Origin of the sequence: Cupriavidus sp. USMAA2-4 (assembly GCF_001854305.1) — a bacterium.
GTDB classification, from domain to species: Bacteria; Pseudomonadota; Gammaproteobacteria; order Burkholderiales; family Burkholderiaceae; genus Cupriavidus; species Cupriavidus malaysiensis.
The window spans coordinates 2,635,010-2,658,158 of the sequence record NZ_CP017749.1; the positions used below are offsets into that span (position 1 = coordinate 2,635,010).

Annotated in this window: 27 protein-coding genes; 7 read left to right on the top strand and 20 right to left on the bottom strand. The window is 71.5% G+C overall.

The genetic code is table 11. The features are described from left to right. Positions 1–126 precede the first annotated feature (126 nt). Entirely contained in the window at positions 127–387 is a 261-nt protein-coding gene (locus tag BKK79_RS31520; RefSeq protein WP_071039820.1) for a hypothetical protein, read from the bottom strand. Positions 388–601: 214 nt separating this feature from the next. Then, entirely contained in the window at positions 602–1,180 is a 579-nt protein-coding gene (locus tag BKK79_RS31525; protein WP_071039821.1) for an isochorismatase family protein, read from the bottom strand. A gap of 216 nt (positions 1,181–1,396) precedes the next feature. On the opposite strand from BKK79_RS31525, the gene BKK79_RS31530 reads away from it, so the two are divergent. Beyond that, entirely contained in the window at positions 1,397–1,882 is a 486-nt protein-coding gene (locus tag BKK79_RS31530; protein WP_071020848.1) for a YbaK/EbsC family protein, read from the top strand. A gap of 36 nt (positions 1,883–1,918) precedes the next feature. On the opposite strand, the gene BKK79_RS31535 is transcribed toward BKK79_RS31530, so the two are convergent. From BKK79_RS31535 to BKK79_RS31565, 7 genes are all read right to left on the bottom strand, one after another. After that, entirely contained in the window at positions 1,919–2,494 is a 576-nt protein-coding gene (locus BKK79_RS31535) for a cytochrome b/b6 domain-containing protein (protein WP_232346361.1), read from the bottom strand. Between the two features lie 21 nt (positions 2,495–2,515). Then, positions 2,516–2,782, bottom strand: a complete 267-nt coding sequence (locus BKK79_RS31540; protein WP_071020845.1) for a PepSY domain-containing protein — start codon at positions 2,780–2,782, stop codon at positions 2,516–2,518. A gap of 87 nt (positions 2,783–2,869) precedes the next feature. Continuing rightward, the gene (locus BKK79_RS31545) at positions 2,870–3,109 is read right to left on the bottom strand and encodes a DUF2789 domain-containing protein (protein WP_071022686.1); all 240 of its coding nucleotides are present in this window, start codon (positions 3,107–3,109) and stop codon (positions 2,870–2,872) included. Between the two features lie 131 nt (positions 3,110–3,240). Then, positions 3,241–4,071 (bottom strand): anti-sigma factor, encoded by an 831-nt coding sequence (locus tag BKK79_RS31550; RefSeq protein ID WP_071039822.1) that lies wholly within the window; start codon positions 4,069–4,071, stop codon positions 3,241–3,243. Continuing rightward, positions 4,068–4,604 (bottom strand): RNA polymerase sigma factor, encoded by a 537-nt coding sequence (locus tag BKK79_RS31555; RefSeq protein WP_071039823.1) that lies wholly within the window; start codon positions 4,602–4,604, stop codon positions 4,068–4,070. Before BKK79_RS31555 ends, BKK79_RS31550 begins: the two co-directional genes overlap by 4 nt. A 221-nt stretch (positions 4,605–4,825) precedes the next feature. Further along, positions 4,826–5,248, bottom strand: coding sequence for a hypothetical protein (locus BKK79_RS31560; RefSeq protein ID WP_071020837.1), 423 nt, complete (start codon positions 5,246–5,248; stop codon positions 4,826–4,828). 51 nt (positions 5,249–5,299) lie between these two features. Beyond that, entirely contained in the window at positions 5,300–6,499 is a 1,200-nt protein-coding gene (locus tag BKK79_RS31565; RefSeq protein WP_071040502.1) for a polysaccharide pyruvyl transferase family protein, read from the bottom strand. A 207-nt stretch (positions 6,500–6,706) separates the two neighbouring features. Between BKK79_RS31565 and BKK79_RS31570 the strand changes: the two genes are divergently transcribed. Next, positions 6,707–7,513: an IclR family transcriptional regulator gene (locus BKK79_RS31570; protein WP_071022681.1), complete on the top strand. Its 807-nt coding sequence runs from the start codon at positions 6,707–6,709 to the stop codon at positions 7,511–7,513. Here the strand turns inward: BKK79_RS31570 and BKK79_RS31575 are convergent. From BKK79_RS31575 to BKK79_RS31605, 7 genes are all read right to left on the bottom strand, one after another. Next, on the bottom strand, positions 7,510–7,854 hold the full coding sequence (locus BKK79_RS31575) for an AtuA-related protein (protein ID WP_071020834.1): 345 nt from the start codon (positions 7,852–7,854) through the stop codon (positions 7,510–7,512). The two genes, BKK79_RS31570 and BKK79_RS31575, sit on opposite strands and share 4 nt — an antisense overlap. Before the next feature lie 23 nt (positions 7,855–7,877). Further along, positions 7,878–9,233: an acyclic terpene utilization AtuA family protein gene (locus BKK79_RS31580; RefSeq protein WP_071039824.1), complete on the bottom strand. Its 1,356-nt coding sequence runs from the start codon at positions 9,231–9,233 to the stop codon at positions 7,878–7,880. Between the two features lie 67 nt (positions 9,234–9,300). Continuing rightward, entirely contained in the window at positions 9,301–10,284 is a 984-nt protein-coding gene (locus BKK79_RS31585) for a Bug family tripartite tricarboxylate transporter substrate binding protein (protein WP_071039825.1), read from the bottom strand. Between the two features lie 284 nt (positions 10,285–10,568). Next, the gene (locus BKK79_RS31590) at positions 10,569–10,946 is read right to left on the bottom strand and encodes a mechanosensitive ion channel protein MscS (RefSeq protein ID WP_071039826.1); all 378 of its coding nucleotides are present in this window, start codon (positions 10,944–10,946) and stop codon (positions 10,569–10,571) included. Positions 10,947–11,116: 170 nt separating this feature from the next. Next, positions 11,117–11,539 (bottom strand): hypothetical protein, encoded by a 423-nt coding sequence (locus tag BKK79_RS31595; RefSeq protein WP_071039827.1) that lies wholly within the window; start codon positions 11,537–11,539, stop codon positions 11,117–11,119. A gap of 259 nt (positions 11,540–11,798) precedes the next feature. Next, positions 11,799–13,205: an NTP/NDP exchange transporter gene (locus BKK79_RS31600; RefSeq protein WP_071039828.1), complete on the bottom strand. Its 1,407-nt coding sequence runs from the start codon at positions 13,203–13,205 to the stop codon at positions 11,799–11,801. A gap of 23 nt (positions 13,206–13,228) precedes the next feature. After that, positions 13,229–14,152 carry an aldo/keto reductase gene (locus BKK79_RS31605; protein ID WP_071020820.1) on the bottom strand — a complete coding sequence of 308 codons (924 nt, stop codon included), beginning with the start codon at positions 14,150–14,152 and terminating at the stop codon, positions 13,229–13,231. A 289-nt stretch (positions 14,153–14,441) separates the two neighbouring features. Between BKK79_RS31605 and BKK79_RS31610 the strand changes: the two genes are divergently transcribed. The 4 genes from BKK79_RS31610 to BKK79_RS31625 are packed head-to-tail and all read left to right on the top strand — an operon-like array spanning position 14,442 to position 17,794. Continuing rightward, positions 14,442–15,305 (top strand): branched-chain amino acid ABC transporter permease, encoded by an 864-nt coding sequence (locus BKK79_RS31610; protein ID WP_198173429.1) that lies wholly within the window; start codon positions 14,442–14,444, stop codon positions 15,303–15,305. Next, on the top strand, positions 15,302–16,336 hold the full coding sequence (locus BKK79_RS31615) for a branched-chain amino acid ABC transporter permease (protein ID WP_071039830.1): 1,035 nt from the start codon (positions 15,302–15,304) through the stop codon (positions 16,334–16,336). Before BKK79_RS31610 ends, BKK79_RS31615 begins: the two co-directional genes overlap by 4 nt. Beyond that, positions 16,333–17,085: an ABC transporter ATP-binding protein gene (locus BKK79_RS31620; RefSeq protein ID WP_071020813.1), complete on the top strand. Its 753-nt coding sequence runs from the start codon at positions 16,333–16,335 to the stop codon at positions 17,083–17,085. The genes BKK79_RS31615 and BKK79_RS31620 overlap by 4 nt, the downstream gene beginning before the upstream one ends. After that, positions 17,078–17,794, top strand: a complete 717-nt coding sequence (locus tag BKK79_RS31625; RefSeq protein ID WP_071039831.1) for an ABC transporter ATP-binding protein — start codon at positions 17,078–17,080, stop codon at positions 17,792–17,794. Before BKK79_RS31620 ends, BKK79_RS31625 begins: the two co-directional genes overlap by 8 nt. A gap of 42 nt (positions 17,795–17,836) precedes the next feature. Here BKK79_RS31625 and BKK79_RS31630 read toward each other — a convergent pair whose 3' ends face one another. Further along, positions 17,837–19,027 (bottom strand): ABC transporter substrate-binding protein, encoded by a 1,191-nt coding sequence (locus tag BKK79_RS31630; RefSeq protein WP_071039832.1) that lies wholly within the window; start codon positions 19,025–19,027, stop codon positions 17,837–17,839. 251 nt (positions 19,028–19,278) lie between these two features. Between BKK79_RS31630 and BKK79_RS31635 the strand changes: the two genes are divergently transcribed. Continuing rightward, positions 19,279–19,554, top strand: coding sequence for a hypothetical protein (locus BKK79_RS31635; RefSeq protein WP_071020807.1), 276 nt, complete (start codon positions 19,279–19,281; stop codon positions 19,552–19,554). 30 nt (positions 19,555–19,584) lie between these two features. On the opposite strand, the gene BKK79_RS31640 is transcribed toward BKK79_RS31635, so the two are convergent. The 3 genes from BKK79_RS31640 to BKK79_RS31650 form a co-directional block, all read right to left on the bottom strand. After that, positions 19,585–20,949, bottom strand: coding sequence for a GntP family permease (locus BKK79_RS31640; protein WP_071020804.1), 1,365 nt, complete (start codon positions 20,947–20,949; stop codon positions 19,585–19,587). A gap of 230 nt (positions 20,950–21,179) precedes the next feature. Further along, entirely contained in the window at positions 21,180–21,572 is a 393-nt protein-coding gene (locus tag BKK79_RS31645; RefSeq protein WP_071020801.1) for a RidA family protein, read from the bottom strand. Between the two features lie 91 nt (positions 21,573–21,663). Beyond that, positions 21,664–23,148, bottom strand: coding sequence for an N-acyl-D-amino-acid deacylase family protein (locus BKK79_RS31650; protein ID WP_071020800.1), 1,485 nt, complete (start codon positions 23,146–23,148; stop codon positions 21,664–21,666). Between the last annotated feature and the right edge of the window lies 1 nt (position 23,149).

Sequence of the window (23,149 nt, forward strand, 5' to 3'; positions counted from 1 at the left end):
CTTGCAGGCATCTTGCAGACATCGGGTGCCACCGCCGCCGGCGGCCCCGTTCCAGGCGCCGATTTTAACCGGCGGCGCGCAACCCCGCTGCCGGGTGGGGCGCCGCGGGCGCGGTTGTCTCGCTTGCTAGGCGCCGTCCCCGCCGCCCCCGCCGCCCCCGTTGTCCCCGTCATCGTCGTCGCGCGCTCTGCGCCCGCCCGGCCTGGACGTGGGGCGCCCCTGGCGACCGAGCGGCAGTTGCGGGTATTGCATGGCGGCGTATTGCAGTGCGGCGTCCTCGGAGGCGAACGGCAGCGGGCTGTCGGTGGAGTCGTCCTCGTAGACCGGAGTCAGGTAGACCTTGCCGCGGATCACCTTGCTGAGATTGAGTCGCTTGAGCGCTTTCATGCCGGACGGAATGGATTGGCCTGCCGCGCCGCAGGCAGCCCGCAGGCAGCCCGCAGGAGGCGCCGGGATGGCGTCATGCGGGTGAGGTGCCGGCGTTGGCGTGGACGTGGGCGTCGCAGCTTGAGCCTACGACGCAGTAGCGTGCGTCGCATGCCCCTTTCGGGGGGCGCGGGTGCGCTGGCGCACGCAGGTGGGCGGGCCGGCGGCGCCGGGTTCAGTCGGGCCGCGGCAGGTCGCCCGGGGCGGCGTGGCCGATGGCCGGAGACTTGATGTGGCGCAGGGCGTCGCGGAAATGCTCGTGCCGGGCGCTGCGCAGCCATTCGAAGGCCACCATCTCGACCGTGGCCGGCAGCGCGCCGGCGGCGGCCAGGCGTGCCACCGCGGTGTCGTGGTCGATGGCCTTGCGCGAGCCGGTGGCATCGACCAGCAGGGTGACCTCGCGCCCGTGCCCGAGCAGGCCGAGCGCGGTCTGCAGCACGCAGACGTGGGCTTCGCAGCCGGCCACGATGACGCGGCGGCGTGTCGCCGGCAGGATCTCGCACAGGCCGTCGGCGCAGGCATCGAAGCTGTCCTTGGCGAAGGTGCGGTCGCACAGCGCCGTGACTTCGGCGAGGTTGGCGCCCAGGCTGCCGGGGCTCTGTTCCGTGCCGATCACCGGCACGCCGAGGCGGCGCGCGATGGTGGCCAGGCGCACGCATTCCCTGACCACCTGCTCGCCATGGCGGATGGCCGGCATCAGGCGGGCCTGCAGGTCGACCAGGACCAGTATGGAATCGGCGGCATCGTGCAGCATCGTCATTCTCCTGTGGGGCCGGCATGGGGCCGGCATGGGCGCGAGGGCACAGCGCCAAGGCTGCCAGTGCCGCGCCGGGATGGCAAGCGCGCCGCCGCTCGTGCCGGCCGGGCGCCAGGCCCCTGGAAGGCGGATGCCGGACGTTGGGCGTTAGACATTCGGCGTTAGACGTTAGACTTGAGCCCTTCGAAGCCAAGCCAGACAGCGTTGTTCACCATGAGCCTGCAATCCGTCAGCGATTTCCTTGCCCGCCACGCCCCCGACATCCGCATCGTCGAGAAGGACACCAGTACCGCCACCGTGGCCGAGGCGGCGACGGCCCACGGGGTGGAGCCGGCTCAGATCGCCAAGACCCTGTCGTTATGGCTGAAGGACGAGGTGGTGCTGCTGGTGATGGGCGGCGATACCCGCATTGACAACCGCAAGTACAAGGATCGTTTCGGCGCCAAGGCCAAGATGCTGAACGCGGACGAGGTGCAGCAGTGGACCGGCCACCCGGTCGGCGGGGTCTGCCCTTTCGGCCTGCCGCGCGATCTCCGCATCTTTGCCGACGTGTCGCTGCAGAAGTTCGAGGAAGTGCTGCCAGCCGCGGGTGCCACCCATGCCGCGGTGCGGATCGCGCCGGCGCACCTGGCGCAGCTGGTCAAGGCCGAGTGGGTGGACGTGGCACAGGAGCAAGCGCAGGCGCCTGTGCCGGCCTGAAGCGCGGCCGAGGCCGCGCGCCCGCAGCGCGCCGGCCTAGCCGCGAGGCGTCGTGCGGGAGCTTCCGTCGTCCGCTCGCTTGCGCCCGTGGATCATTGCCGCCACGAGGTTCTCACCGTGCATCCGCCCCATGACGATGGCCGCCACGACGTGCACGCCCACCAGCACCATCAGGCAATCGGCCAGCGCGGCATGCAGGTCTACCGGCCAGTCTTCGCCCCAGAAGGCGTCGAGCCGGGACAGCCATCCGGTCGCGGCAAGAGCGAGGATCAGTGTCCACATCGTCACCATCATCAGGGCGCCCAGCGGCGTGTGGCTGAGATAGCGCGGCGCGCGCCCGGCGAGCAGGGCGCGGCTGTAGGCAAGCGCGCCCGATGGCGACGGCAGCCACGCCGAGAAGCGCGCCGGCGGGCTGCCGACAAAGCCCCACAACAGGCGCAGCAGCACCAGGCCAGCGGTGGCATAGCCGAGTGTGCGATGCAGCGGGCCGCCGGAGTTTTCCACCAGTTCCCACAGCACCAGTGCTGCTACGCTCCAGTGAGTGAAGCGGACCACGGCATCCCAGACGCGCACCGTGGCCTGCGTGCCTGCCGGCATGCTCGGCTTCTTCATCGCTGCTTCATGTGAGGCTTCTTACTTGCCGATCTCCGACTTCACCACCTCCAGGGTCTTGGTGTCGTAGTAGATCTCGGCCTTCTTGCCGTCCTGGGTCGTGCCGTAGATCTCGTAGCAGTTGCCGTCGACCTTGAATTTCTTGATCTTGTAGCCTTCGGCTTCGATCTTCGCCCTGGCATCCGCTTCCTTCATCCACTCGGCTTTCGGGTGGGCGGTGCATTTGGCACTGGCGAAGGCGCCAGTGGAAAACAGGCCGGCCAGGACAAACAGGGTAATACGCTGCATGGGTTGTCTCCCTATCGGATAGATCAGTGGCGGAGAGGCTAATGCAAGCGAGAACGATTTGCAATTCTGGAATGTTCCTGCGCGGCCTCAGCCGGGAGCTCGCAGGGCCGCGTCGAGTCGATCCACTACCTCGGCCCAGTCCGCGTCTTCGAGAATCTCGTCGCGCAGCAGGGCGGCCTGCGCCGGGGTCCAGAAGGGCGCGTCGGCGAGGGCGATGCCAGCCGCCAGCGGTGCATGGGTAGCCAGGAAGGCACGGATGCCGGCGTCGTCGGCGGGCAGTCCCAGTTGGGCGAACAGTTCGGAAAAGCGGTGGAACGAGGCGTCCATGATCGGCTTGGCTTGGCCGCCCGGCGGGCGGCGGGTGGAAAGGAAGGGCCGTCTGCCGCAGGCGCGGCCCATGCCCTCGGAACTATAGCCTACCGAGATGGCCGCAGGCCCGGCGACGGGTCGGCAGGCGTTCAGTCCTGGCCGCTGCGGTACTGCTGGTAGACCGCCTGCGCCAGCGCCAGCAGGCGCGCGCGTTCGAGCGTGCCGGCCAGCGCGAAGCCGAGATCGCGGTCGACCCAGTAGAAGGCCATCGGACGGGCCGCCGCCGCGGGCCGGCCGAGAGGGGCGTTGCCAGCCTGTTCCAGGCGGAAACCGGTTTCCGGCGTGCCGGCGGCCATGCGGCGCAACTGCAGCGAGACACGCGCGCCGTCCTCGGATTCGTACATCAGGATGGCCGAGGGGCCGCCCACGGCCACGCCCAGCCGTCCGCCGATCAGCCGGAAGCCCTCGGCGCGCAGGTCCGGCACGCGCAGCGGCGCGCCCAGGCGCTTGGACAGCCAGGCCACGAGATGGGCCTCGTCGGCGGCGTCCACCTCGACCACGTGGCGGACTTCGGGGGCATAGACCGCATGGCTGAGCAAGGCATCGCGCGCGAAGCGCTCCGCCGCCGCTTCACGCGGCGGGGGGCCGGCGTCGCCGCGGGCCAGCCAGCCGAGCGAGGCGCCGACCGCCAGGCAGCACAGGCCCACCGGCAGGGCCAGCCGCCAGGCGGGCGTGCCCGGCGCACGCCGTCCCGGCGGCCGGCCATGCAGCGCGGCGGGCAGCGCCGCCAGCGGCACGGCGTCGTTGAGCACCGGGTCGAAGGCATGGTGCAGCGCGCGCGCCTGGGTGCGCCAGGCGGCCACGCGCGCGGCATCGTCCGGGTGCGAGGCCAGCCAGGCCTCGATCTCGGCGCGCCGATCGTGGGGCAGTTCGCCGTCGGCGTAGGCGTGCAGGTCGGTTTCTTGGACGGAGGCCATCATTTCACTCGCTGCAGGCTGGTGTCGGAGGCCGCGCCCGCGCCGGGCGCAGTGCCGAGCAGCGCACGCATGCGCTCGCGCGCGCGCGACAGGCGCGACATCACGGTGCCCGGCGGGATGCCCAGCACGCGGGCCGTTTCCGCATAGGACAGTTGTTCCAGGCTGACCATCAGCAGGACCGCGCGCTGCGCCTCGGGCAACTGCGCCAGGGCCTGTTCCAGGTCGAGGCGCAGTCCGGGTTCGGTCTCGGGCGCGGCTACCTCGGGCGGGGTGTCCGTGTAGGCGACCAGATCCTTGCGGCGCAGGGTGTTCAGGCGCAGGCGATGCATGATGGTCAGCAGCCAGGGGAACAGGCCGTCGGCGCCGTCTCCCCACCACGTGCCGGGACGCAGGTGGAAACGCCAGCGGAAGCGCAGGGCCCGCTCCAGCGTGTCCTGTACCAGGTCGTCGGCCAGCGCGCCGTCGCCGGTCAGGCCGCGCGCATGGCGGCGCAGGCGCGGCGCCAGCCGGATCAATTGCTGCTCGAATGCGTCCACGGACGGGCGGCTCCGGTATGGGGAGGGCGGATGCGGGCGGCACGCAGGTGGCGTGCCGCCCGCGCGGCGGACTCGGGCATGGATTCGGTCTCTTTCGGTGCGGGATGCCGGGGGGCGGGATGCCGGCGGCGTCCTTCCACACGTCTAACACGCCACTGCCGCCGATTATTCCAGTCCATTCCCGTGCCCGGGCGGCACGCTGGGCGACCAGGGGCGGGGGACTAGGGCCCCTCGCAGACGATGGCGGTCATGAAGGGCGCGGCATGTTCGACGCCGGCCTTGCTGCCGGCCGCCTGCAGGGCCTTGCGGACCGTCTCCATGCGGGCCACCACGACGGCGCCGTAGACCGGCTTGCCGTGGGGCGTGCCCTTGCCGGCGCGGAAGGCGGGATTGCCGGCTTCGTAGGCGAAGATGGCGAAGACATTGAGGTCGAAGGCGCTCAGGGTGGCGTCGCGGGCCGGCCAGAACGCATTGACCGAATCGGGTTCCACATGCATCGGCTCCGGGTCGATCAGGTGCTGGTTGCGCAGCATGGCGAAGAACTGGCCCGGGGTCTGGCCGCACGCCAGCGCGGTATCGAGGGGCGCGGCGTGGACCAGGGCGGGGGCCGCCGCCAGCAGCAGGCCGAGGATGGGGTATTTCATGGGGCGTTACTCTACCCGACGCCGTGCGCCGCCGGCCGGCGGCGCCGCCGGTCAGGGCAGCACCAGTCCGTCGCCCGCTTCGGCGGCCAGGTCCCGCGCGACCGCCGCGAGCCGCTCGGGCGCCAGCACCAGTGCTTGGTCGACGGCTTCGGCAAGCTGCGCGGCCGTGACTGCGCCGGGGGCGCCGGCGTTCTCCCAGCATTCGGCGAAGGCGGCCGCCTTGCTGGCGGCGGGTGCCTGTCCCGGAAAGGCCAGGTTCAGGCGCGGCAGGCCGAATGCCATGGCCACGATGCGTCCGTGCAGGCTGCTGCCGGCATAGGCGCGGGCGTGGGCGATCACGGCGCAGATGTCCCAGATGTCGAGCGAGCGCAGCAGCAGTGGTGGCGCGGACAAGCGCTGGGCCAGGCGCGCGTAGACGCGCGGGTCGTCGTGCCAGGGTGCCGCGCCGGCACGGAACAGCACGATGCCGCAGCCGCTCGCGCGCGCGGCGCGGTCGAGGCCGGCGGCGAGGGTGTCGAGAGTGGTGTCGTCGCCGAAGTCGGCGCTGAACTGCACCGCGAGATAGCCGTGCGCGAACGCCGCCAGCGCGCGCGCCGGTTCGCCCCGGCGCGCGCGCTGGCGGATGGCGTCGCCGAACAGCGCTGCCACCAGCGCGGCCGCGTCCGGCACCAGCCGTGCGGCGATGCCGTTGGCGGCGAGGATGGCGCGGGTGCGCGCATCGCGTACGCTGACGCCGGCCGCGGCGCGCAACTTGTCCAGCACCTCGGCGCGCAGGCCGGCCTCGCGCCGGTCCAGGTCGATGCCGCCGATCGCGTGGTAGAGGATGGCAGTCGATGCGGGGAACAGCGCGGGCGGGGCGGTGTAGGGCGCCAGCGCATCGGTGCCGAGCTGCGCACGCGCCCAGGCGCGGCGCGCCTCCGCATGCACGCCGAGCTTGGTGGCGGCCTGGGCGGCCGGCACCGGCGGCAACAGCATCACCGCCGCTTCCCAGCCCTCGCAGCAGAGGATCTCGCCGCCGACGTGGATCAGGTGCGCCGGTGGCGGCCCGGGCTGCGCGGCGATACGGGCGAGGGTGTCCACGCGGTGACCGCCGAACGGCGTCAGGTCCCGCTCGGCTAGGCCGGCGTGGCGCAACGGCCGGCCTGCCAGCAGGCGGTCCAGCACGTGGGGCAGCAGCATGTCGCCGAAGTTGTGGCGGTCGAAGGCGCCGAACAGGACGTCGGGCGGCCCGGCGGGAAGGAGGTCGGACACAAGGTCGGACACGGGGTCGGACAAGGGATGGGAGCACCGTGGAACTGCCTACAGCATACCCGCGCCGCGGCCGCGGCGCTGGCTCTCGTCCCTCCGCGCCTGCGCCGCCGCGGGCACTTCGGCGCGGCGGCTGCCGCAGGCCTACAATGATCCGCTTTCCGCCCGCGCCTTCGGTCTTCCGCTTTCCGCCCGATGAACCCGCACGATGTGACCCCGCCTCCCAGCGACGATGTCGTCGCCGACCCGGCCGCACGGACCACGCGCCCTTCGCCGGTGCAGCGCGCCCTGTCCATCCTGCGCGCGCTGTCCGACCCGCAGGTGCGCCGCCTGTCCGACGTGGCGCGCACCACGGGGCTGGATCCGGCCACCGCCTCGCGCCTGCTCGACATGCTGGTGCAGGAGGGCTTCGCCACCCGCGACGACAAGCGCCGCTACGGCATCGGACCCGAGGTGTTCCAGCTCGCCGACGTGGCGCAGCGCCGCGTCGACCTGCGCACGCTGGCGCGGCCGAGCCTGGAGCGGCTGGCGGACGAGTTCGAGGACACCGCCATCCTGACCGAAGCCAGCCGCGGCGAGGCGGTGTGCTCCGACATCGAGCTGGGTACCTATCCGATCCGCGCCAATTATGTCGAGATCGGCACGCGGCGCCCGCTCGGCGTGGGGGCGGGCAGCCTCGCGGTGCTGGCCTGGTTGCCGGCACTGGAGCGGGCGCGGCGCCTGCAACAGGGGGCGCGCAAGCTGGCCGCCTTTCCGCGCCTGACGCCGCAGGGCCTCGCCGCCGAGATCGAGGCCGCGCGGGCGCGTGGCCATGTGCTGTTCCTCGACTGGGTGGTGGAGCAGATGGGGGGCATCGCAGTGCCGCTGCTGGACTATGAAGGCCGCCCGTTGGGCGCGCTCAGCATCGCCGCCCTCAGCGAGCGCATCCGCGCACGCGAGGCGCGCCTGGCCCGGCGCCTGAAGGAGGAAGCGCGGCGCGTCACCAGTGCCTGGACGCGGCGGGCGGGGCCGCGCTAGCGTCCGCGCAGCAGCGGGGCCAGCGCATCCGGGATTTCCACTTCGAAGCGCAGCACGGCGCTGGCGAGCGCCTTGCCGTAGTTGTCGAGCGCGAGGCTGCGCGACACGCCGCCGCCCAGCGCGCCCTCGGCGACGAAATTGAGCACCTGCAGCCCGTCGACCGCGTAGCGCGTCACCGCGCCGGTGATCACGCCGCCGTAGAGCGCGCGGAAGGCATCCGCGCTGAGCTGCGCCTTCAGGTGGGGATAGAAGGCCGGGTCGTAGGCGATCACGGCCGTGTTGGAGGTATTGCCTTTGTCGCCGGAGCGGGTGTGCGCCAGGCGCCGGAGCGGGACACGCATGGGGGACCTCGGGGTTCGGAGGGTCAGAGGAAATGGATGCGGGACGTCACCAGGCCGCGCGGCACCAGCGCGGACCACACGCCGATGATCTCGCGCGTGCGGTCCTGGTGCGGCACGCGCTTGCCGGTCGAGGCGAGGCCGCACACCGCCATGCTGTCGATTTCGCGGCCGACCTTGGCGGCCTCCTCGCGGGTGCGGGTGCGCGCGGCCACGCGCACCGCGATCTCGTTGGGCTCGCAGGCGGGCGCGGGCGAGGCGGCGCCATGGATGGCGTTGACGCCGAGGAAGTCGATGCGCAGTTCGTCGGCCTGCAGGCCGGCCATGGCGAAGCGGTGCTCGAGGATGGTCTTGGCCAGGCGCGCCTTGTCGAGGCAGCCGGGCCCGGCGTAGAAGAACATGTCCTCGCCGATGAAGCCCTCGGTGCAGCCCAGCGAGACCTTGAGCGTATCGGTGCACGGGCTGCCGGAGACGCTGTGGATGCGGACCCGGTCGGGCCCGGCCTGCTCCAGCACGGCGGTGGAGAAGTCGACCACCACGTCGGGTGTGATGTAGCGGCCGGGATCGTGGACCTCGTAGAACATCTGCTCCTTGACCGTCTGCAGGTCGATGCGCCCGCCGGTGCCGTCGACCTTGCCGATCACGGCGCTGCCGTCGGCATCGACCTCGGCGATGGGGAAGGCCAGGTTCCAGGGCTCCGGCACATCCTTGTAGCCGGGATCGCCGAAATAGCCGCCGGTGACCTGGGCGCCGCACTCCAGCAGGTGGCCGATGGCGCTGCCGCGGGCCAGCCGTGCGGTGTCGGCGGGATCCCAGCCGAAATGGTGGATCATCGGCGCCAGGAACAGCGAAGGGTCGGCGACACGGCCGGTGACCACGATCTGCGCGCCGGCGCGCAGCGCCGCCACGATCGGCGCGGCGCCCTCGTAAGGCTCGGCGCTGATCAGCGTGCCGCGCAGGCTCGCTACCGGTGCGCCGCTTTCCAGCAGCGTCAGCGGCAGGTCGCAGATGGTGCCGGTCAGGTCGGTGGTGGTGATGGCGGCGATCTTCACGCCGCGCAGCCCGAGTTCCTCGCACAGCTCGGCGATGCGCCGCGCCGCGCCGAGCGGGTTGATCCAGCCCTGGTTGGAGATGATGCGCGTGCCGCGGGCGATGCAGTCCGGCAGCACCGCGCGCATGCGCTCGTCCAGGTAGCTGTCGTAGCCGGCGAAGGCGGGGTCGCGCCGCTTGCGCACCTGTGCCGCGGAGACCGTGGCCTCGGCCATGGTCTCGAAGCACAGGTAGTCGAGCCGGCCGTGGCGCGCGCTGAGCGCGGCGGGTTCGACGCGGTCGCCCCACCAGCCCGAGCCCGAGCCGATGCGCAATGGTTGGGTGGAGGTCATGGTCTGGTACGGAATCCGAGGGTTGCAGGGAAGATGGCGCGCGCTGGCGCGGCGGAGCCGGCCGGCCTCACTGCACCGTGATGCCGGCCTGGCGGATCACGGCCGACCACTTGGCGGTATCGGCCCGCAGGATGGCGGCGAAGGCCGCCGGACTATCGCCGCCCGGCTCGGCGCCGAGCTGCTGCATACGCTGGCGCACCTCGGGCAGCGCCAGCACCTTGGCCACGGCCTGCTGCAGCTTGCCGACGCGCTCGGCGGGCGTGCCGGCCGGCGCCAGCAGGCCGAACCAGGAATTGACTTCGTAGCCCGGCAGGCCCGACTCGGCGAAGGTCGGCACCTTGGGCAGCACGGCCGAGCGCTGCTTGCCGGTCACGGCCAGCGCGCGCACCTTGCCGGCCTGGATCTGCGCCAGCGCCGACGGCAGGTTGTCGAACATCAGGTTGACCTGGCCGGCGAGCAGGTCCGTCATGGCCGGGGCCGCGCCCTTGTAGGGGACGTGCTGCATGGTGATGCCGGCCATGCGGTCGAGCAGTTCACCGGACAGGTGGGGCGAGCCGCCGGTGCTGGTGGATGCGTAGTTGATCTTGCCCGGCTCGCGGCGGGCCAGCGCGATCACATCGGCGACCGAGCCCACCGGCAGGGTCGCGTTGGTCATCAGCACATTGGGGGAGTTGGCCACCAGCGTGACCGGGGCGAAATCGCGCGCGCTGTCGTAGGGCATGCGCGCGTACAGGAACTGGTTGGTGACCTGGGTGCCGAGCGTGCCCATCAGCAGCGTATAGCCGTCGGGCGCCGCCTTGGCCACCACCTCGGCGCCGATGTTGCCGCCCGCGCCGGGGCGGTTGTCGATCACCACCGGCTGGCCCAGCGCATCGCCCAGTTTCTGCCCGACCACGCGCGCCAGGATGTCGGTGGTGCCGCCGGGCGTGAACGGCACCACCAGCCGCAGCGGCTTGTCGGGGAAGGTTTCGGCACGGGCGCCGGTGCCGGCCAGCGTGGCGAGGACGAGCGCTGCCAGCAGCGCTGGCGCGCGGCGCGGGAGGTTCTGCATGGTTGTCTCCTTGCCGGAGTGTCCGCGGCGCCTGGGCCGGGTCTCCGGTCTGTTTCGATCAATGAAATCGTTGCCGGAGATGGTAGGCAGAGTCCTGCCGTCAGGTCAAAAAAGGCGCGGCTTTTTTCACTGAACGAAAAAAAGCCGCGCCGATCGGGGAGCGGATCGGCGCGGCGGGGGATCGAAGCGGGAAGGTTGCCTGCCGCAGGTGGCGGCAGGGACGGAGCAGGCCGGGTCGGCAGAGCCCTGGCTGTCGCCGGCGCCATGCCGGCGGGGCAAGGCGTTCAGTAGCCGTAGGAGACGGGGGCCGGATAGTAGCCCTGCGCTTGCGGCGCGCAGGGGACGTAGGCGCCCTGGTAGCCGTTGTAGCAATAGCCCGGGGGCACCTGTGGCGCGGCGTAGGCGACCGGCGCCGGCGGCGGCGCGTAGGCCGGCGCGTAGGCCGGCGCGTAGGCCGGCGCGTAGGCGACCGGAGCGGGCGCGATCACGGCCGGCGCGGCGACGGCCGCGCCGACTGCCAGGCCGACCAGGGCACCCACGGCCAGCGCGATGCCGGCGCCGCCGCCGCCACCACGATAGCGCTCGTGGGCCGACGCCGGACCGGCGGCGAGCAGGGAGGTGCAGACCAGGGCGGCGGCGGTGATACGGATCAGGTTGCGCATGGCAGGCTCCTTCAAGAGCGGTGGGGCGATGATTGAATGATGGCCCAGGAACCGGCCGCGAGGTGTTTCCGCCGCGTGAGCAGGTGTAAGGCTTGTAACGGCAGCCTGCAAGACGGCGGGAGCGGGCCGGGCCGCCGCGCGCGCTCGCCGTCACCGGCCATCGTCAGTTCTCAGTTGCCATTGACGTACGGCGACGGCGCGCCGTAGTACGTCGCCGGCTGGGCCGGGCAGGGCACGTAGTTGGACATCCCATTGCTGTAGCAGTAGCCGTAGGGCGCTTGCGGCCCGGCGTAGTTGGCCGAGGCCGGGGCGGGCTCCGGCTTCGACGGCCCGGTCACCGCGGACAGCACTGCCGCGCCGACCAGCAGGCCCAGGCCGATGCCCAGCACGGCACCGAGGCTGGGACCGTCGCCACGGCGGTGCTGGCCGTGGCGATCACGATCACGGTCGCGGTCGCGGCTCCAGTCACGGCCACGGTCGCGGTTCCAGTCGCGGTTCCAGTCGCGGTCGCGGTCGTAGGCCGAGGCCGATCCCGCGGCCATCATCGCCGCGCAGGCCAGGACAGTGGCAGTGATGCGGAACGGGTGCGGCATGGCGGTCTCCTCGGGGTCGGCCAGGCTTTGTCTTGTTCAAGTGCTGGATGGATCATGGGCCACGCTTCGGGTGTCAGGTGTTACCGACATGCGAATAGATGTAAGCAGGGCGGCCATGTCTGTAACAGATTGCTAGTACCTCACCCGGACGAGGGGAATGAAGCAGGGGAAAAGCGCCGGAGAGTGGCTGCAGAGGGGGGGCGATGCGGAGCGCAAGCGGCAGCGGAAGCGGGTCGACGGGACGCGACGCAGCCAGGATTCAGCGCAGCGGGCCGCGCGCCTGCCGCCAGTCGCCCGCGGGTGCGGCGCCCGCCTGCCGTCCGCCGCCGTGCCGTTCGTGCCAGCGGCCCAGCCACCAGCCCAGTGCGGCCCAGGCGAGGGCCAGGCCGGCACCGGTCAGCGCCACCACGGCGGGGTGGCCGGAGATGGCGTCGATGGCGGTCTTGGCCCAGGCGCTGACCGCATCGCCGGCACGGTAGATGGTGGTGTCGATGACGTTCTTGGCCTTGTACTTGGTCTCGGCATCGACCACCGTGAACAGCATTTCGCGGCCGGGCCGCAGCAAGGCGTACTCGCCGACGCGGCGCAGCACCATGGCCCCGGCCAGCACGCCGAAGGTGGGCCACCAGGCCAGCACCAGGAAGCCGGCGGCGACGGCCAGCGGCACCGCTGTCAGCAGCACGCCCACGCCGTAGCGGCGGGCGATGCGGCCGGAGAGGAAGAGCTGCACGGCGATGGTCAGCGCCTGCACGGTGGCGTCGATGGCACTGAATACCTGGGTCTGCCGCACGCGGCTGGGGAAGGCCTGCGCCACCAGCCGGGCCTGCTCGAAGTAGAGGAAGGTGCTGGCGGTGGCCAGCAGGATCACGAACAGGCTGATGCCCAGCAGATAGGGCGAGCGCGCGACCAGCGTCAGGCCGCCCCACAGGCCGCCGCCGATCGGCCGGCCCGGATCCTGGGGCGCGGCACCGGCATCGCCCGCCACGGCACCGGCACCGGCACCGGCGCGCCCGCGCCAGCGGAACAGCCAGCCGGTCGCCGGCACGGTGGCGGCCAGCAGGGCCGCGCAGCACAGCATCAGTCCGGTCAGGCCGATGCGCGGCACCAGCCAGGCGCCGGCCAGCGGGCCGGCCAGCCCGCCGGCGCTGGCGCCGGCCGCGAGCAGGCCGAACAGGCGCCTGGCCTGTTGCGGGCGGAACACGTCGGCCATCAGGCTCCAGCCGACCGAGACTACGAACAGGTTGAAGACCGACAGCCAGACGTAGAAGGCGCGCGCCAGCCGGACATCGTCCGGCGCCAGCCGCGTGGCCAGGGCGAAACCCAGCAGGTTGGCGACGAAGAAGGCATTGACCCAGGGCACGAAGCGCTGCCGCGGCAAGTGCGCGCTGCAGGCGCCATAGAGCGGGATGGCCGCCAGCATCACCGCGAAGGTGGCGGTGAACAGCCACTGCAGGTTCTGCACGCCGCCGGCGATACCCATGGTCTCGCGCACCGGCCGCAGCATGAAGTAGCCGGCGAACAGGCAGAAGAAGAACAGGAATCCGGCTGCCACCGCCGCGCCTTCGCCCGGCGCGATGCCGAGGCCGCGCCCGCGGCGCGGCGGTGGCGCGGGAGCCGGCGGGCCCTCGGGTGCGCCGGCGCCGGCAGGAGAAGCGGGGTCGTGCATGGCGGGGGCGGGGAGCCGGCGCTTCAGCCCAGCAGGGCCGCGATGCGCGCGCGCTCGCGCGCGTCCGGCATGCGGCCGCTGCCGGCGCCCAGGTTGTCCGCCATATTGCGCGCCTTGCCGGTGGCGGGCACGGCCGCCGTGACCGCCGGATGGCCGACCACGAACTTGAGGAAAAGCTGGGCCCAGGAGGCGCAGTCGATCTCGGCCGCCCACGGTGGCAGCGGCCTGTCCTTGACCGCGGCGAACAGGCGGCCGTCCTGGAAGGGGCGGTTGACCAGTACCGCCACGCCGCGCTCCTGGCACAGGGGCAGCAGGGTCCTCTCCGCGCCGCGCTCGCCCAGCGAATAATTGCATTGGACGAAGTCGACGGGCTCGCTGCGCACGATGTCGGCGAGCGCGTCCTGCGCGTCGTCCCGGTAGTGGGTGACGCCGGTGTAGCGGATGCTGCCCTGCTCCTTGAGCTGGCGCAGCCAGCGCAGGTTGTTGCGCCAGTCGATCAGGTTGTGCACCTGCAGCAGGTCGATCTTGTCGGTGCGCAGGTCGCGGCGCGACTGCGCCCACTGCGCTTGCGCGGGCTCGCCGGCCGGCGCCGAGATCTTGGTGGCCAGGAAGACCTTGCCGCGGCCGTGGGCGGCCTGCAACAGGTCCCCGATGACCGCTTCGGCGTTGCCGTAGCTGGGCGCCGTGTCGAGCACGGAGCCGGCCTGTGCCAGCAGCAGCGCCATGACCTCGGCCAGCGGTGCGCGCTCGGCGGCGCTGCCGCCGACATCGAAGGTGCGTGCGCTGCCCATGCCGATCACCGGCAGCCGTTCGCCGCTGGCCGGGATGGCGCGCCGCAGGGGCCCGGCCGCTGCCGCGCGGCGCGGCAGGGCCGCGCCCAGGCCGCCGCCCAGGGCGGTGGCGAGGCCGGTGCAGAGGCCGAGGAAGCGGCGGCGGTCGACGGGCATGGTCTCCCTTGGCGCGGCGGCGATGCTCTGACCATAGCGGCTGCCGGCAGGCAAGTAAACCTGGGCGGGCGGGTGCCTCCGGGTCAACTCTCGATTGCCAAACCGGTTATCCAGTAGAACAATCGCGATCCAGAACGAGGCGAGGCCGGCACCACCCGGCGGGCCGGACGGAACGGGAGAGATGGATGGAATATTGCCAGCGGTCAGGAGCCCTGCCGCCCCGGCTTGGCAGCGGCCGTCGGCGCGCCGGGCCAGCGACCCGGTCCGCGCGGAGGGCCGGGCCGTGATACTGACCCGCATGCTCGGCGTGCTGTTCGACGGGATCGCCTACGGCAGCCTGCTGTTCCTCGTCAGCGTGGGACTGTCGGTCACCATGGGCCTGATGAACGTCGTCAACCTCGCCCACGGTGCTTTCGCCATGGCCGGCGGCTACCTGGCGGTGGTGCTGATGAGCCGGGCCGGGGTGCCGTTCCTGACGGCGCTGCCGCTGGCCTTCGCCGGCGCCGCCGTGCTGGGCTGGGTGCTGGAGCGCACCCTCTACCGCCGCCTCTACCAGGCCAGCCACCTCGACCAGGTGCTGTTCTCGATCGGCCTGACCTTCGTCGCCATGGCCGGCGCCACCTACCTGTTCGGGCCGGGCCAGCAGCCGGTCGAGCTGCCTGCCATGCTGCGCGGGCAGGTGCGGCTGGGCGCGCTCGAGCTGGGTGTGTACCGGCTGTTCCTGATCGCACTGGTGGTGGTCATCACGGTGCTGCTCGGCTGGCTGGTGGCGCGCACGCGCTTCGGCGCCCAGGTGCGCGCCGCGGTCGACAACCAGCAGGCCGCGCGCGGGCTGGGCATCGACGTGGGCCGGGTGTTCAGCCTGACCTTCGCGCTGGGCTCGGGGCTGGCCGGGCTGGGCGGCGCGCTCGGCATCGACGTGCTGGGGCTCGATCCGGCCTTCCCGCTCAAGTACATGGTGTATTTCCTGCTGGTGGTGGCGGTCGGCGGCGCGGGCACGATCCGCGGGCCGCTGCTGGCCGCGCTGGTGCTGGGTGTGGCCGACGTGGCCGGCAAGTACTACGTGCCGGAGATCGGCGCCTTCGTGATCTACGCGATGATGGTGCTGCTGCTGGTGCTGTTCCCGGCCGGCCTGTATGGGAGGCGGGCATGAGTCCTATCGATGGAGGGCAGGAAACCGCCACCTCCGTGGGCGGGCGCCGTGGCGCCGGCGCGGCGCCGGAGCTGCCGGATGGCCGCTGGCATCCCGCGGAAGCCGTGTTCTGGCTGCTGCCGGTGGCGGCCTTCTTCCTGCTGCCCGACTACCTGATGCTGGGCAGCCAGGTCCTGATCACCGGCCTGTTCGCGCTGTCGCTCGACCTGATCCTCGGTTATGCGGGCATCGTCTCGCTCGGCCATGCGGCCTTCTTCGGCCTGGGCGCCTATACCGCCGGCCTGCTGGCGGCGCATGGCTGGGGCGAGCCCTTGAGCGGCCTGCTGGCGGCGGCGCTGGCGGGCGCCGCGGCGGGTTGGGGCAGCAGCTTCCTGGTGGTGCGCGGCGGCGACCTGACGCGGCTGATGGTGACGCTGGGCATCGGCCTGATGCTGTTCGAGGCGGCCAACAAGGCGGCTTTCCTCACCGGCGGCGTCGACGGCCTGTCCGGTGTCAGCATGGGCAAGCTGTTCGGCCTGTTCGAGTTCGACCTGTTCGGCAAGACCGCCTACCTGTACAGCCTGGCAGTCACCTTCGGCTTGTTCCTGCTGCTGCGCCGGCTGACCCGGTCTCCCTTCGGGCTGTCGCTGCGCGGGCTGCGCGAAGGCGCGCGGCGCATGCCGGCGCTGGGCGTGGACGTGCCGGCGCGGCTGCGCGCCGTCTATACGCTGGCGGCGGCCATCGCAGCGGTGGCCGGCGGACTGCTGGCGCAGACCACGCAATTCGTCGGCATGGATGCGCTGGGCTTTCCGCGTTCGGCCGAATTGCTGGTGATGCTGGTGCTGGGCGGCACCGGCCGCCTCTACGGTGCCCTCGCCGGGGCGGCGCTGTTCATGATCGCGCAGGACCTGCTGGCCGGCATCAACCCGGTCTACTGGCAGTTCTGGATCGGCCTGCTGCTGATGGCGATGGTGCTGTTCGCGCGCGGCGGCCTGATGGGCGCGCTGGACGCCTGGCGCGCGCGTGCACGGGCCGGCAAGGAGCAGGCATGACGCGCGAACTGCGGACCGAAGGCCTGTCGAAGTCCTGGGGCGGCTTCCTCGCCAACAGCGAGGTCACGCTGCGCTTTCCGCCCGGCGCGCGCCATGCCCTGATCGGACCCAACGGTGCCGGCAAGACCACCTTCATCAACCTGCTGACCGGGGTGCTGGCGCCCAGTGCCGGCCGCATCTGGCTCGGCGACGAAGAGATCACGCGCCTGCCCCAGCACGCGCGCGTGCGGCGCGGCATGACGCGCACCTTCCAGATCAATACGCTGTTTCCTGGGCTGACCGTGCTCGAATCGGTGGTGCTGGCGGTCGCCGAGCGCACAGGTGCCTCGCGCATCTGGTCGCGCACGGTGGCCTCGCAGCGCGCGCTGGCGGACGAGGCGATGGCGGTGCTGGCGGCGCTGGGCCTGGAGCGCGAGGCGGACACTGTGACCCGCGCCTTGCCCTATGGCAAGCAGCGGCTGGTGGAGATCGCACTGGCGCTGGCCACGCGGCCGTCCATCCTGCTGCTGGACGAGCCGGCCGCGGGCATCCCGGCGGGAGAGAGCGCCGAGCTGTTCGCCGTCATCGACGCGCTGCCGGCCGATATCACGGTGCTGTTCATCGAGCACGACATGAACCTGGTATTCCGTTTCGCGCGCCGCATCACGGTGCTGGTCGGCGGGCGCGTGCTGACCGAGGGCACACCGGCCGAGATCGCCGCCGATCCGCGCGTGCGCGAGGTCTACCTGGGGGAGGCGGCCCATGGCTGAACTGCTGCGCGTCGAAGGGCTGGCTGCCGGCTACGGCGAGGCCACCGTGCTGGAAGGAATCGACCTGGCATTGCAGGCCGGCGACAGCCTGGCGCTGCTGGGCCGCAATGGCGTCGGCAAGAGCACGCTGCTGGCCACGCTGATGGGCTTCACGCGCCAGCGCGCGGGCACGCTGCGCTGGCGCGGCGCCGACCTGGCGCGGCTGGCCCCGCACCAGCGTGCCCGCGCCGGCCTGGGCTGGGTGCCGCAGGAACGCTGGATGTTCCCCTCGCTGAGCGTCGAGGAGCACCTGAGCGCGGTGGCGCGCCCCGGCTACTGGAGCGTGGCGCGCGTGTACGAGTTGTTCCCACGCCTGCAGGAGCGCCGCGCCAACCTGGGCCACCAGCTGTCCGGCGGCGAACAGCAGATGGTGGCGATCGCGCGCGCGCTGATGACCAACCCGGCGCTGCTGCTGCTCGACGAACCGATGGAAGGGCTGGCGCCGATCATCGTGCAGGAACTGCAGCGCGTGATCGGCCGGCTGATCGCCGGCCAGCTCGCCGGCGAGGCCGGCATGGCCGTGATCCTGGTGGAGCAGCATGCGCGCCTGGCGCTGTCGATGACGGCCCGAGGCATGGTGCTGGAGCGCGGGCGCGTGGTGCATGCCGGGACCAGCGCGGAACTGCTGGCGGATGCCGGGCGGCTGGATCGCTTGCTGGGGGTGGGGTAGGGAGCAGGGCCGGCGTTGGCTGCCGTCCCTGCTGCCGTCCCGCTACTTGCCGGAGTCCTTGACTTCCGGGAACTTGTCGAACTCGACGTTCTGCAGTTCGCCGCCGACCTTTTCCACGCGGCGGATGTACACCGTCTGCACCACGTCGCGCGTGGCCGGGTCGATGTAGATCGGGCCGCGCGGGCTGGCCAGCTTCATGCCCTTGAAGGCCGCCATCATCTTGTCGGCATCGGTGCTGCCGCCGTTCCTGCGGATCGCTTCGTAGATCGCGGCCATGCCGTCATAGGCGGCGACCGCCATGAAGTTGGGGCGCCCGGCGCCGGGGTTGGTTTCGGCGAAAGCCTTCAGGAAGGCCTTGTTCTCGGGCGAGTCGTGCGCCATCGAGTAGTGGAAGGAGGTGATCACGCCCAGGGTGGCGTCGCCCATCGCCGGCAGTACGTGGTCGTCGGTCAGGTCGCCGGTGGCGATCACGCGGATTCCCGCATCGGCCAGGCCGCGCTCGCGGAAGCCCTTCATGAAGGCGACGCCCTGCTCGCCGGCCGGCAGGAACAGGAATACGGCCTCGGGGCGCGCGTCCTTGATGCGCTGGATGAAGGGGGCGAACTCGGGGTTGCGCAGCGGCACCCGGATCGATTCCACCACCTGGCCGCCGCCGCCGATGAAGTTGGTCTTGAACGCGGTCTCGGCATCGATGCCGGGCGCGTAGTCGGCCACCAGGGTGACCACCTTGCGCAGCTTGTTCTTGACCGCCCAGGCGGCCATCGGCGCCGACACCTGGGGCAGGGTCATCGAGACGCGCGTGATGTAGCTGGATTTGGTGGTGATCACCGACGATGCCGCGTTCATGATGACCATCGGCTTCCTGGCCTGGTCCGCCACCGGGGCCACCGCCAGCGCTTCGGGCGTGAGCCCGAAGCCGGCCAGGATGTCGACCTTGTCGCGCACCACCAGCTCCTGCGCCAGCCGCTTGGCCACCTCGGGCACGGGCCCGGTGGTGTCTTTCAGGATCACCGTCACCTTGCGGCCCGCCACGCTGTCGCCATGCACCTTCTGGTAGGCCTTGATGCCGCCCTCCATCTGCTTGCCGTAGTCGGCGAAGCTGCCGGAGAAGGGCGCGATCAGGCCGATCTTGACCGGTTCGGCCGCGCCGGCGGCGGCTGGCAGCAGGGCGACGGTGCTGAGCGTGGCGGCGGCCAGGACGGCGGCCGCGCGCAGCAAGGGTGCAGGCTTCATGGAATGGTCTCCTGGTGGCGCGGCTCGCATGGCCGCATCGACCTCGCAGTGTAGGGGCGGGCGCGCCACATGACAATGCCGGCCTTGCCGGGGGGACGGGCCGTGCCAGTGCGCCATGCGAAAGCCCCCCGGATCGAAAGACACCCCCGATCGGCCGCGCCTCCAGGCCGTATGCTCGGCTGTGCTTTCTCTGGCGCAATGGACTAACATGCCCGGCGGGACCATCATCTGCCACGCAGCGGGAGTCAGCCATGGCCAAGCGGGAACGCAGCGCGCGCGTGCTGCAGGAAGAAGCGAGCCGGCGCATCCAGAAGGTCGACGAGATCGCCGACGAGGGCGCCAGGATCCGGGTGCCGCTGCCCCAGGCGCATCCGCGCGACGCGCGCGGGCGCAACTGGGACATCAAGGGGATCGGCAAGGGGTCGGGCCACGAGCGTGCCGTGCGCGAGGTGGTCGACCGCCTGCGCGACGAGTTCGACCTGGGCGAGGCGCCCGCCGGCTCGGCGCCGAATCCCTTCGGCGACTGAGGCGGCCGCGGGGCGCGCCGGCGCGGGGCCTCAGCCCAGCAGCGTGGCCAGGCCCAGCGTCAGCAGCAGGGCCACCACCGAGATCACGGTTTCGCAGACTGTCCAGGTCTTCAGGGTCTGCGGCACCGTCATGTTGAAGTACTCCTTGACCAGCCAGAAGCCGCCGTCGTTGACGTGCGACAGGATCAGCGAGCCGGCGCCGGTGCTCAGCACCAGCAGTTCCGGGTGGGTGCCCGGCACGCTGGCGGCGATCGGCGCGACGATGCCGGCGGCGGTGGTCATGGCGACCGTGGCCGAGCCGGTGGCGATGCGGATCAGCACCGCGACCAGCCAGCCCAGCACCAGCACCGAGACGTTGGCGCCGGTGGCCACGTCGACGATGGCGTTGGAGATGCCCGAGTCGCGCAGGATGCGGCCGAAGCCGCCGCCGGCGCCGACCACCAGCGTGATGATGGCGACCGGCGCCACGCATTCGTTGGTGAACTTGAGGATGGTATCGCGGTTGAAGCCGCGCGCGCGGCCGAAGGTATACAGGCTGACCAGCACGGCAATCAGCAGGGCCATCACCGAATTGCCGATCAGCTTGACGAAGTCGTTGGCGAAGGTCTTGGGCGTGGTGAACAGGTCGGCCCAGCTGCCCAGCAGCATCAGGAACACCGGCAGCAGGATGGTGAAGACGGTGATGCCGAAGCCCGGCAGCTCGTGCGAGGCCTTGACGCCTTCGTCCTCTTCGGTGAACTGCGCGGCGAGCGGGTTGACCTCCGGCAGCTTGACGTAGCGGTCCATCAGCTTGGCGAACAGCGGGCCGGCGATGGCCGCGGTCGGGATGCCGACGATCAGCGCGTACAGGATGGTCCGGCCGATGTCCGCGCCGTAGGCGGTCACGGCCAGCAGCGCGGCCGGGTGCGGCGGAATCAGGCCGTGCACCACCGACAGGCCGGCCACCATCGGCAGGCCGACCAGCACCATCGAGGTGCCGGTGCGCTTGGCGACGTTGAAGGCGATCGGGATCAGCAGCACGAAGCCGACCTCGAAGAACACCGGCAGGCCGACGATGAAGGCGATGGTGACCATTGCCCAGTGCACGTTCTTTTCGCCGAAGAAATCGATCAGCGTGCGCGCGATGCGCTCGGCGCCGCCGGACTCGGCCATCATCTTGCCGAGCATGGTGCCCAGGCCCACCACCAGCGCGATGTGGCCGAGGGTGCCGCCGACGCCGGCCTCGAAGGACTTGATGATGTCGCCCATCGGCATGCCGACGGCAAAGCCGAGCAGCACCGAGACCGTCACCAGCGTGATGAAGGGATTCAGTTTGTAGCGTGCGATCAGCACGACGAGCGCGATCACGGCGATCAGCGCATAGACCAAGAGCGTGGTTCCGGTGACGGCACCCATATTGTCTCCTTGTATGGCACGGCTCCCGGCCGTGCACTTCCGCTGCGGATGCGGCCGCGCCCTGCGCGGCGCCGCGCGCCGGCATGGGCGCCGTGCGCAGGGCGCCGCCCGGCGGGGCGGCTGCGATGGAAAGCTGAAAAAAAGAAAAAGAAAAGGCTCGAATCAGGCCGTGCCGGCGCCTGCTGCAAGGCTCCCGGGCCATCCGGGGCGCCCGGCACGGCTACGCCGCTTCAGGCTGCCGGCTTCTTGTAGGCGATGCAATCGACCTCGACCTTGCAGTCCACCACCATGCTGGACTGCACGCAGGCGCGCGCCGGCGGATTGGCGCCGAAGTATTCCTTGAAGACCTTGTTGAACGAGGCGAAGTCGCGCGCGTCGTCCAGCCATACGCCGCAGCGCACCACGTGCTCCGGCCCGTAGCCGGCCTCGGCCAGGATGGCGAGCACGTTGCGGATGGCCTGGTGGGTCTGGGCCACGATGCCGCCGTCGATGACTTCGCCGTCGACCATGGGCACCTGGCCCGAGACGTAGAGCCAGCCGTCGGCCTGCGTGGCGCGCGCGAAGGGCATGTGCTGGCCGCCGGTACCGGTGCCGCCTTCGACGCCGTATCGTTTGATTTCCATGAGGACTCCTGTGAGGCTGTGTCTGAATCCGAAACTGTGTCGGGATGGAGGGTGAAAGCGGGCAGGGCGCGCGTCAGCCGCGTCAGCCGCGTCAGCCGCGGGGGGCGCCGATGCTGGCGCCGCCCTCGGTGCCACGCGCGAGGAAGCGGCCGGCCCGCGTGCCGGTGGGCTGGCGCTCGTGCCAGGACAGCTCGCCGTTGACCCAGACCGCGGCAATGCCTTCGGCAGGCTGCATGGGGTCGGCGAAGGTGGCCGCGTCGCGGATGGTGTCGGCGTCGAACAGCACCAGGTCGGCCCAGCAGCCTTCGCGCACCAGGCCGCGCTCGCGCAGGCCGAAGCGCTCGGCCGGCAGGCCGGTCATCTTGTTGACGGCCACTGCCAGCGGGAACAGTTCGCGGTCGCGCGCATAGTGGCCGAGCACACGCGGGAAGGCGCCCCACAGCCGGGGGTGGGGCAGCGGATCGTTGGGCAGGCCGTCGGAGCCGATCACCGTGGCGGGGTGGCTGAGGATGCGGTCGACGTCGGCGTCCTCCATGCAGTGGTAGACCGCGCCGGCCGGCTGCAGCCGGCGCGCGGTCTCGTGCAGGTCCAGTTCCCACCCGGCCGCGATCTCGGCCAGCGACTTGCCGCCCATCTCGGGGTGCGGCTCGGACCAGGTCACGGTGATGTCGAAATCGCTGGTGACCTGCTTCAGGTCGAGCGTCGAGGAACTGGCGGTGTAGGGATAGCAGTCGCACCCGACCGGCTGCCAGCGGCGCGCGGCGTCGAGCGCGTCGAGCACTTCGCCGCTGCGGCCCCAGTTGGGCACGCCGGCGCATTTCAGGTGCGAGATCACCACCGGCACGCGCGCGTGGCGGCCGATGCGGAAGGCCTCGTCCATGGCGTCGAGGATCTCGGCGAACTCGCTGCGCAGGTGGGTGGCGTAGAGCGCGCCGGCCTGCGCCAGCGGTTCGGCCAGGGCCAGCACCTCTTCGGTCGGCGCGCAGAAGGCATTGGCATAGGCCAGTCCGGTGGACAGGCCCAGCGCGCCATGCTGCAGGGCGTCTTCGAGCTGGGCGCGCATGGCGGCGATCTCGGCGGCGCTGGCGGCGCGGTCGAGGCGGTCCATCTGGTTGCTGCGCAGCGCGGTGTGGCCGACCAGGGCCGCCACGTTGACGGCCGGGCGGGCGCTGGCGATGGCTCGCACGTAGCTGGCGAAATCCGGGTAGCGGAAGGCATCGGCCTCGCCGAGCAGGTTCATCGGGTCGGGCGGGTCGCCGCGCAGCGCGACCGGCGCCGCGCTGATGCCGCAGTTGCCTACGATGACCGTGGTCACGCCCTGCGACAGCTTGGGCGTCATGTCCGGCTGGCGTACCACATTGGTGTCATCGTGCGTGTGCACGTCGATGAAGCCGGGGGCGAGCACGAGGCCGTGGCCTTCCACCACGTGCGCCGCGGCATCGGGGTCGATGGCGCCGGCGGCGTCGATGCGGGCGATGCGGCCGTCGCGCACGGCCACGTCGGCCAGGCGCGCCGGCGCGCCGGACCCGTCGACCAGGGTCACGTTGCGGATCAGGGTGTCGAAGGCATGCGGCATC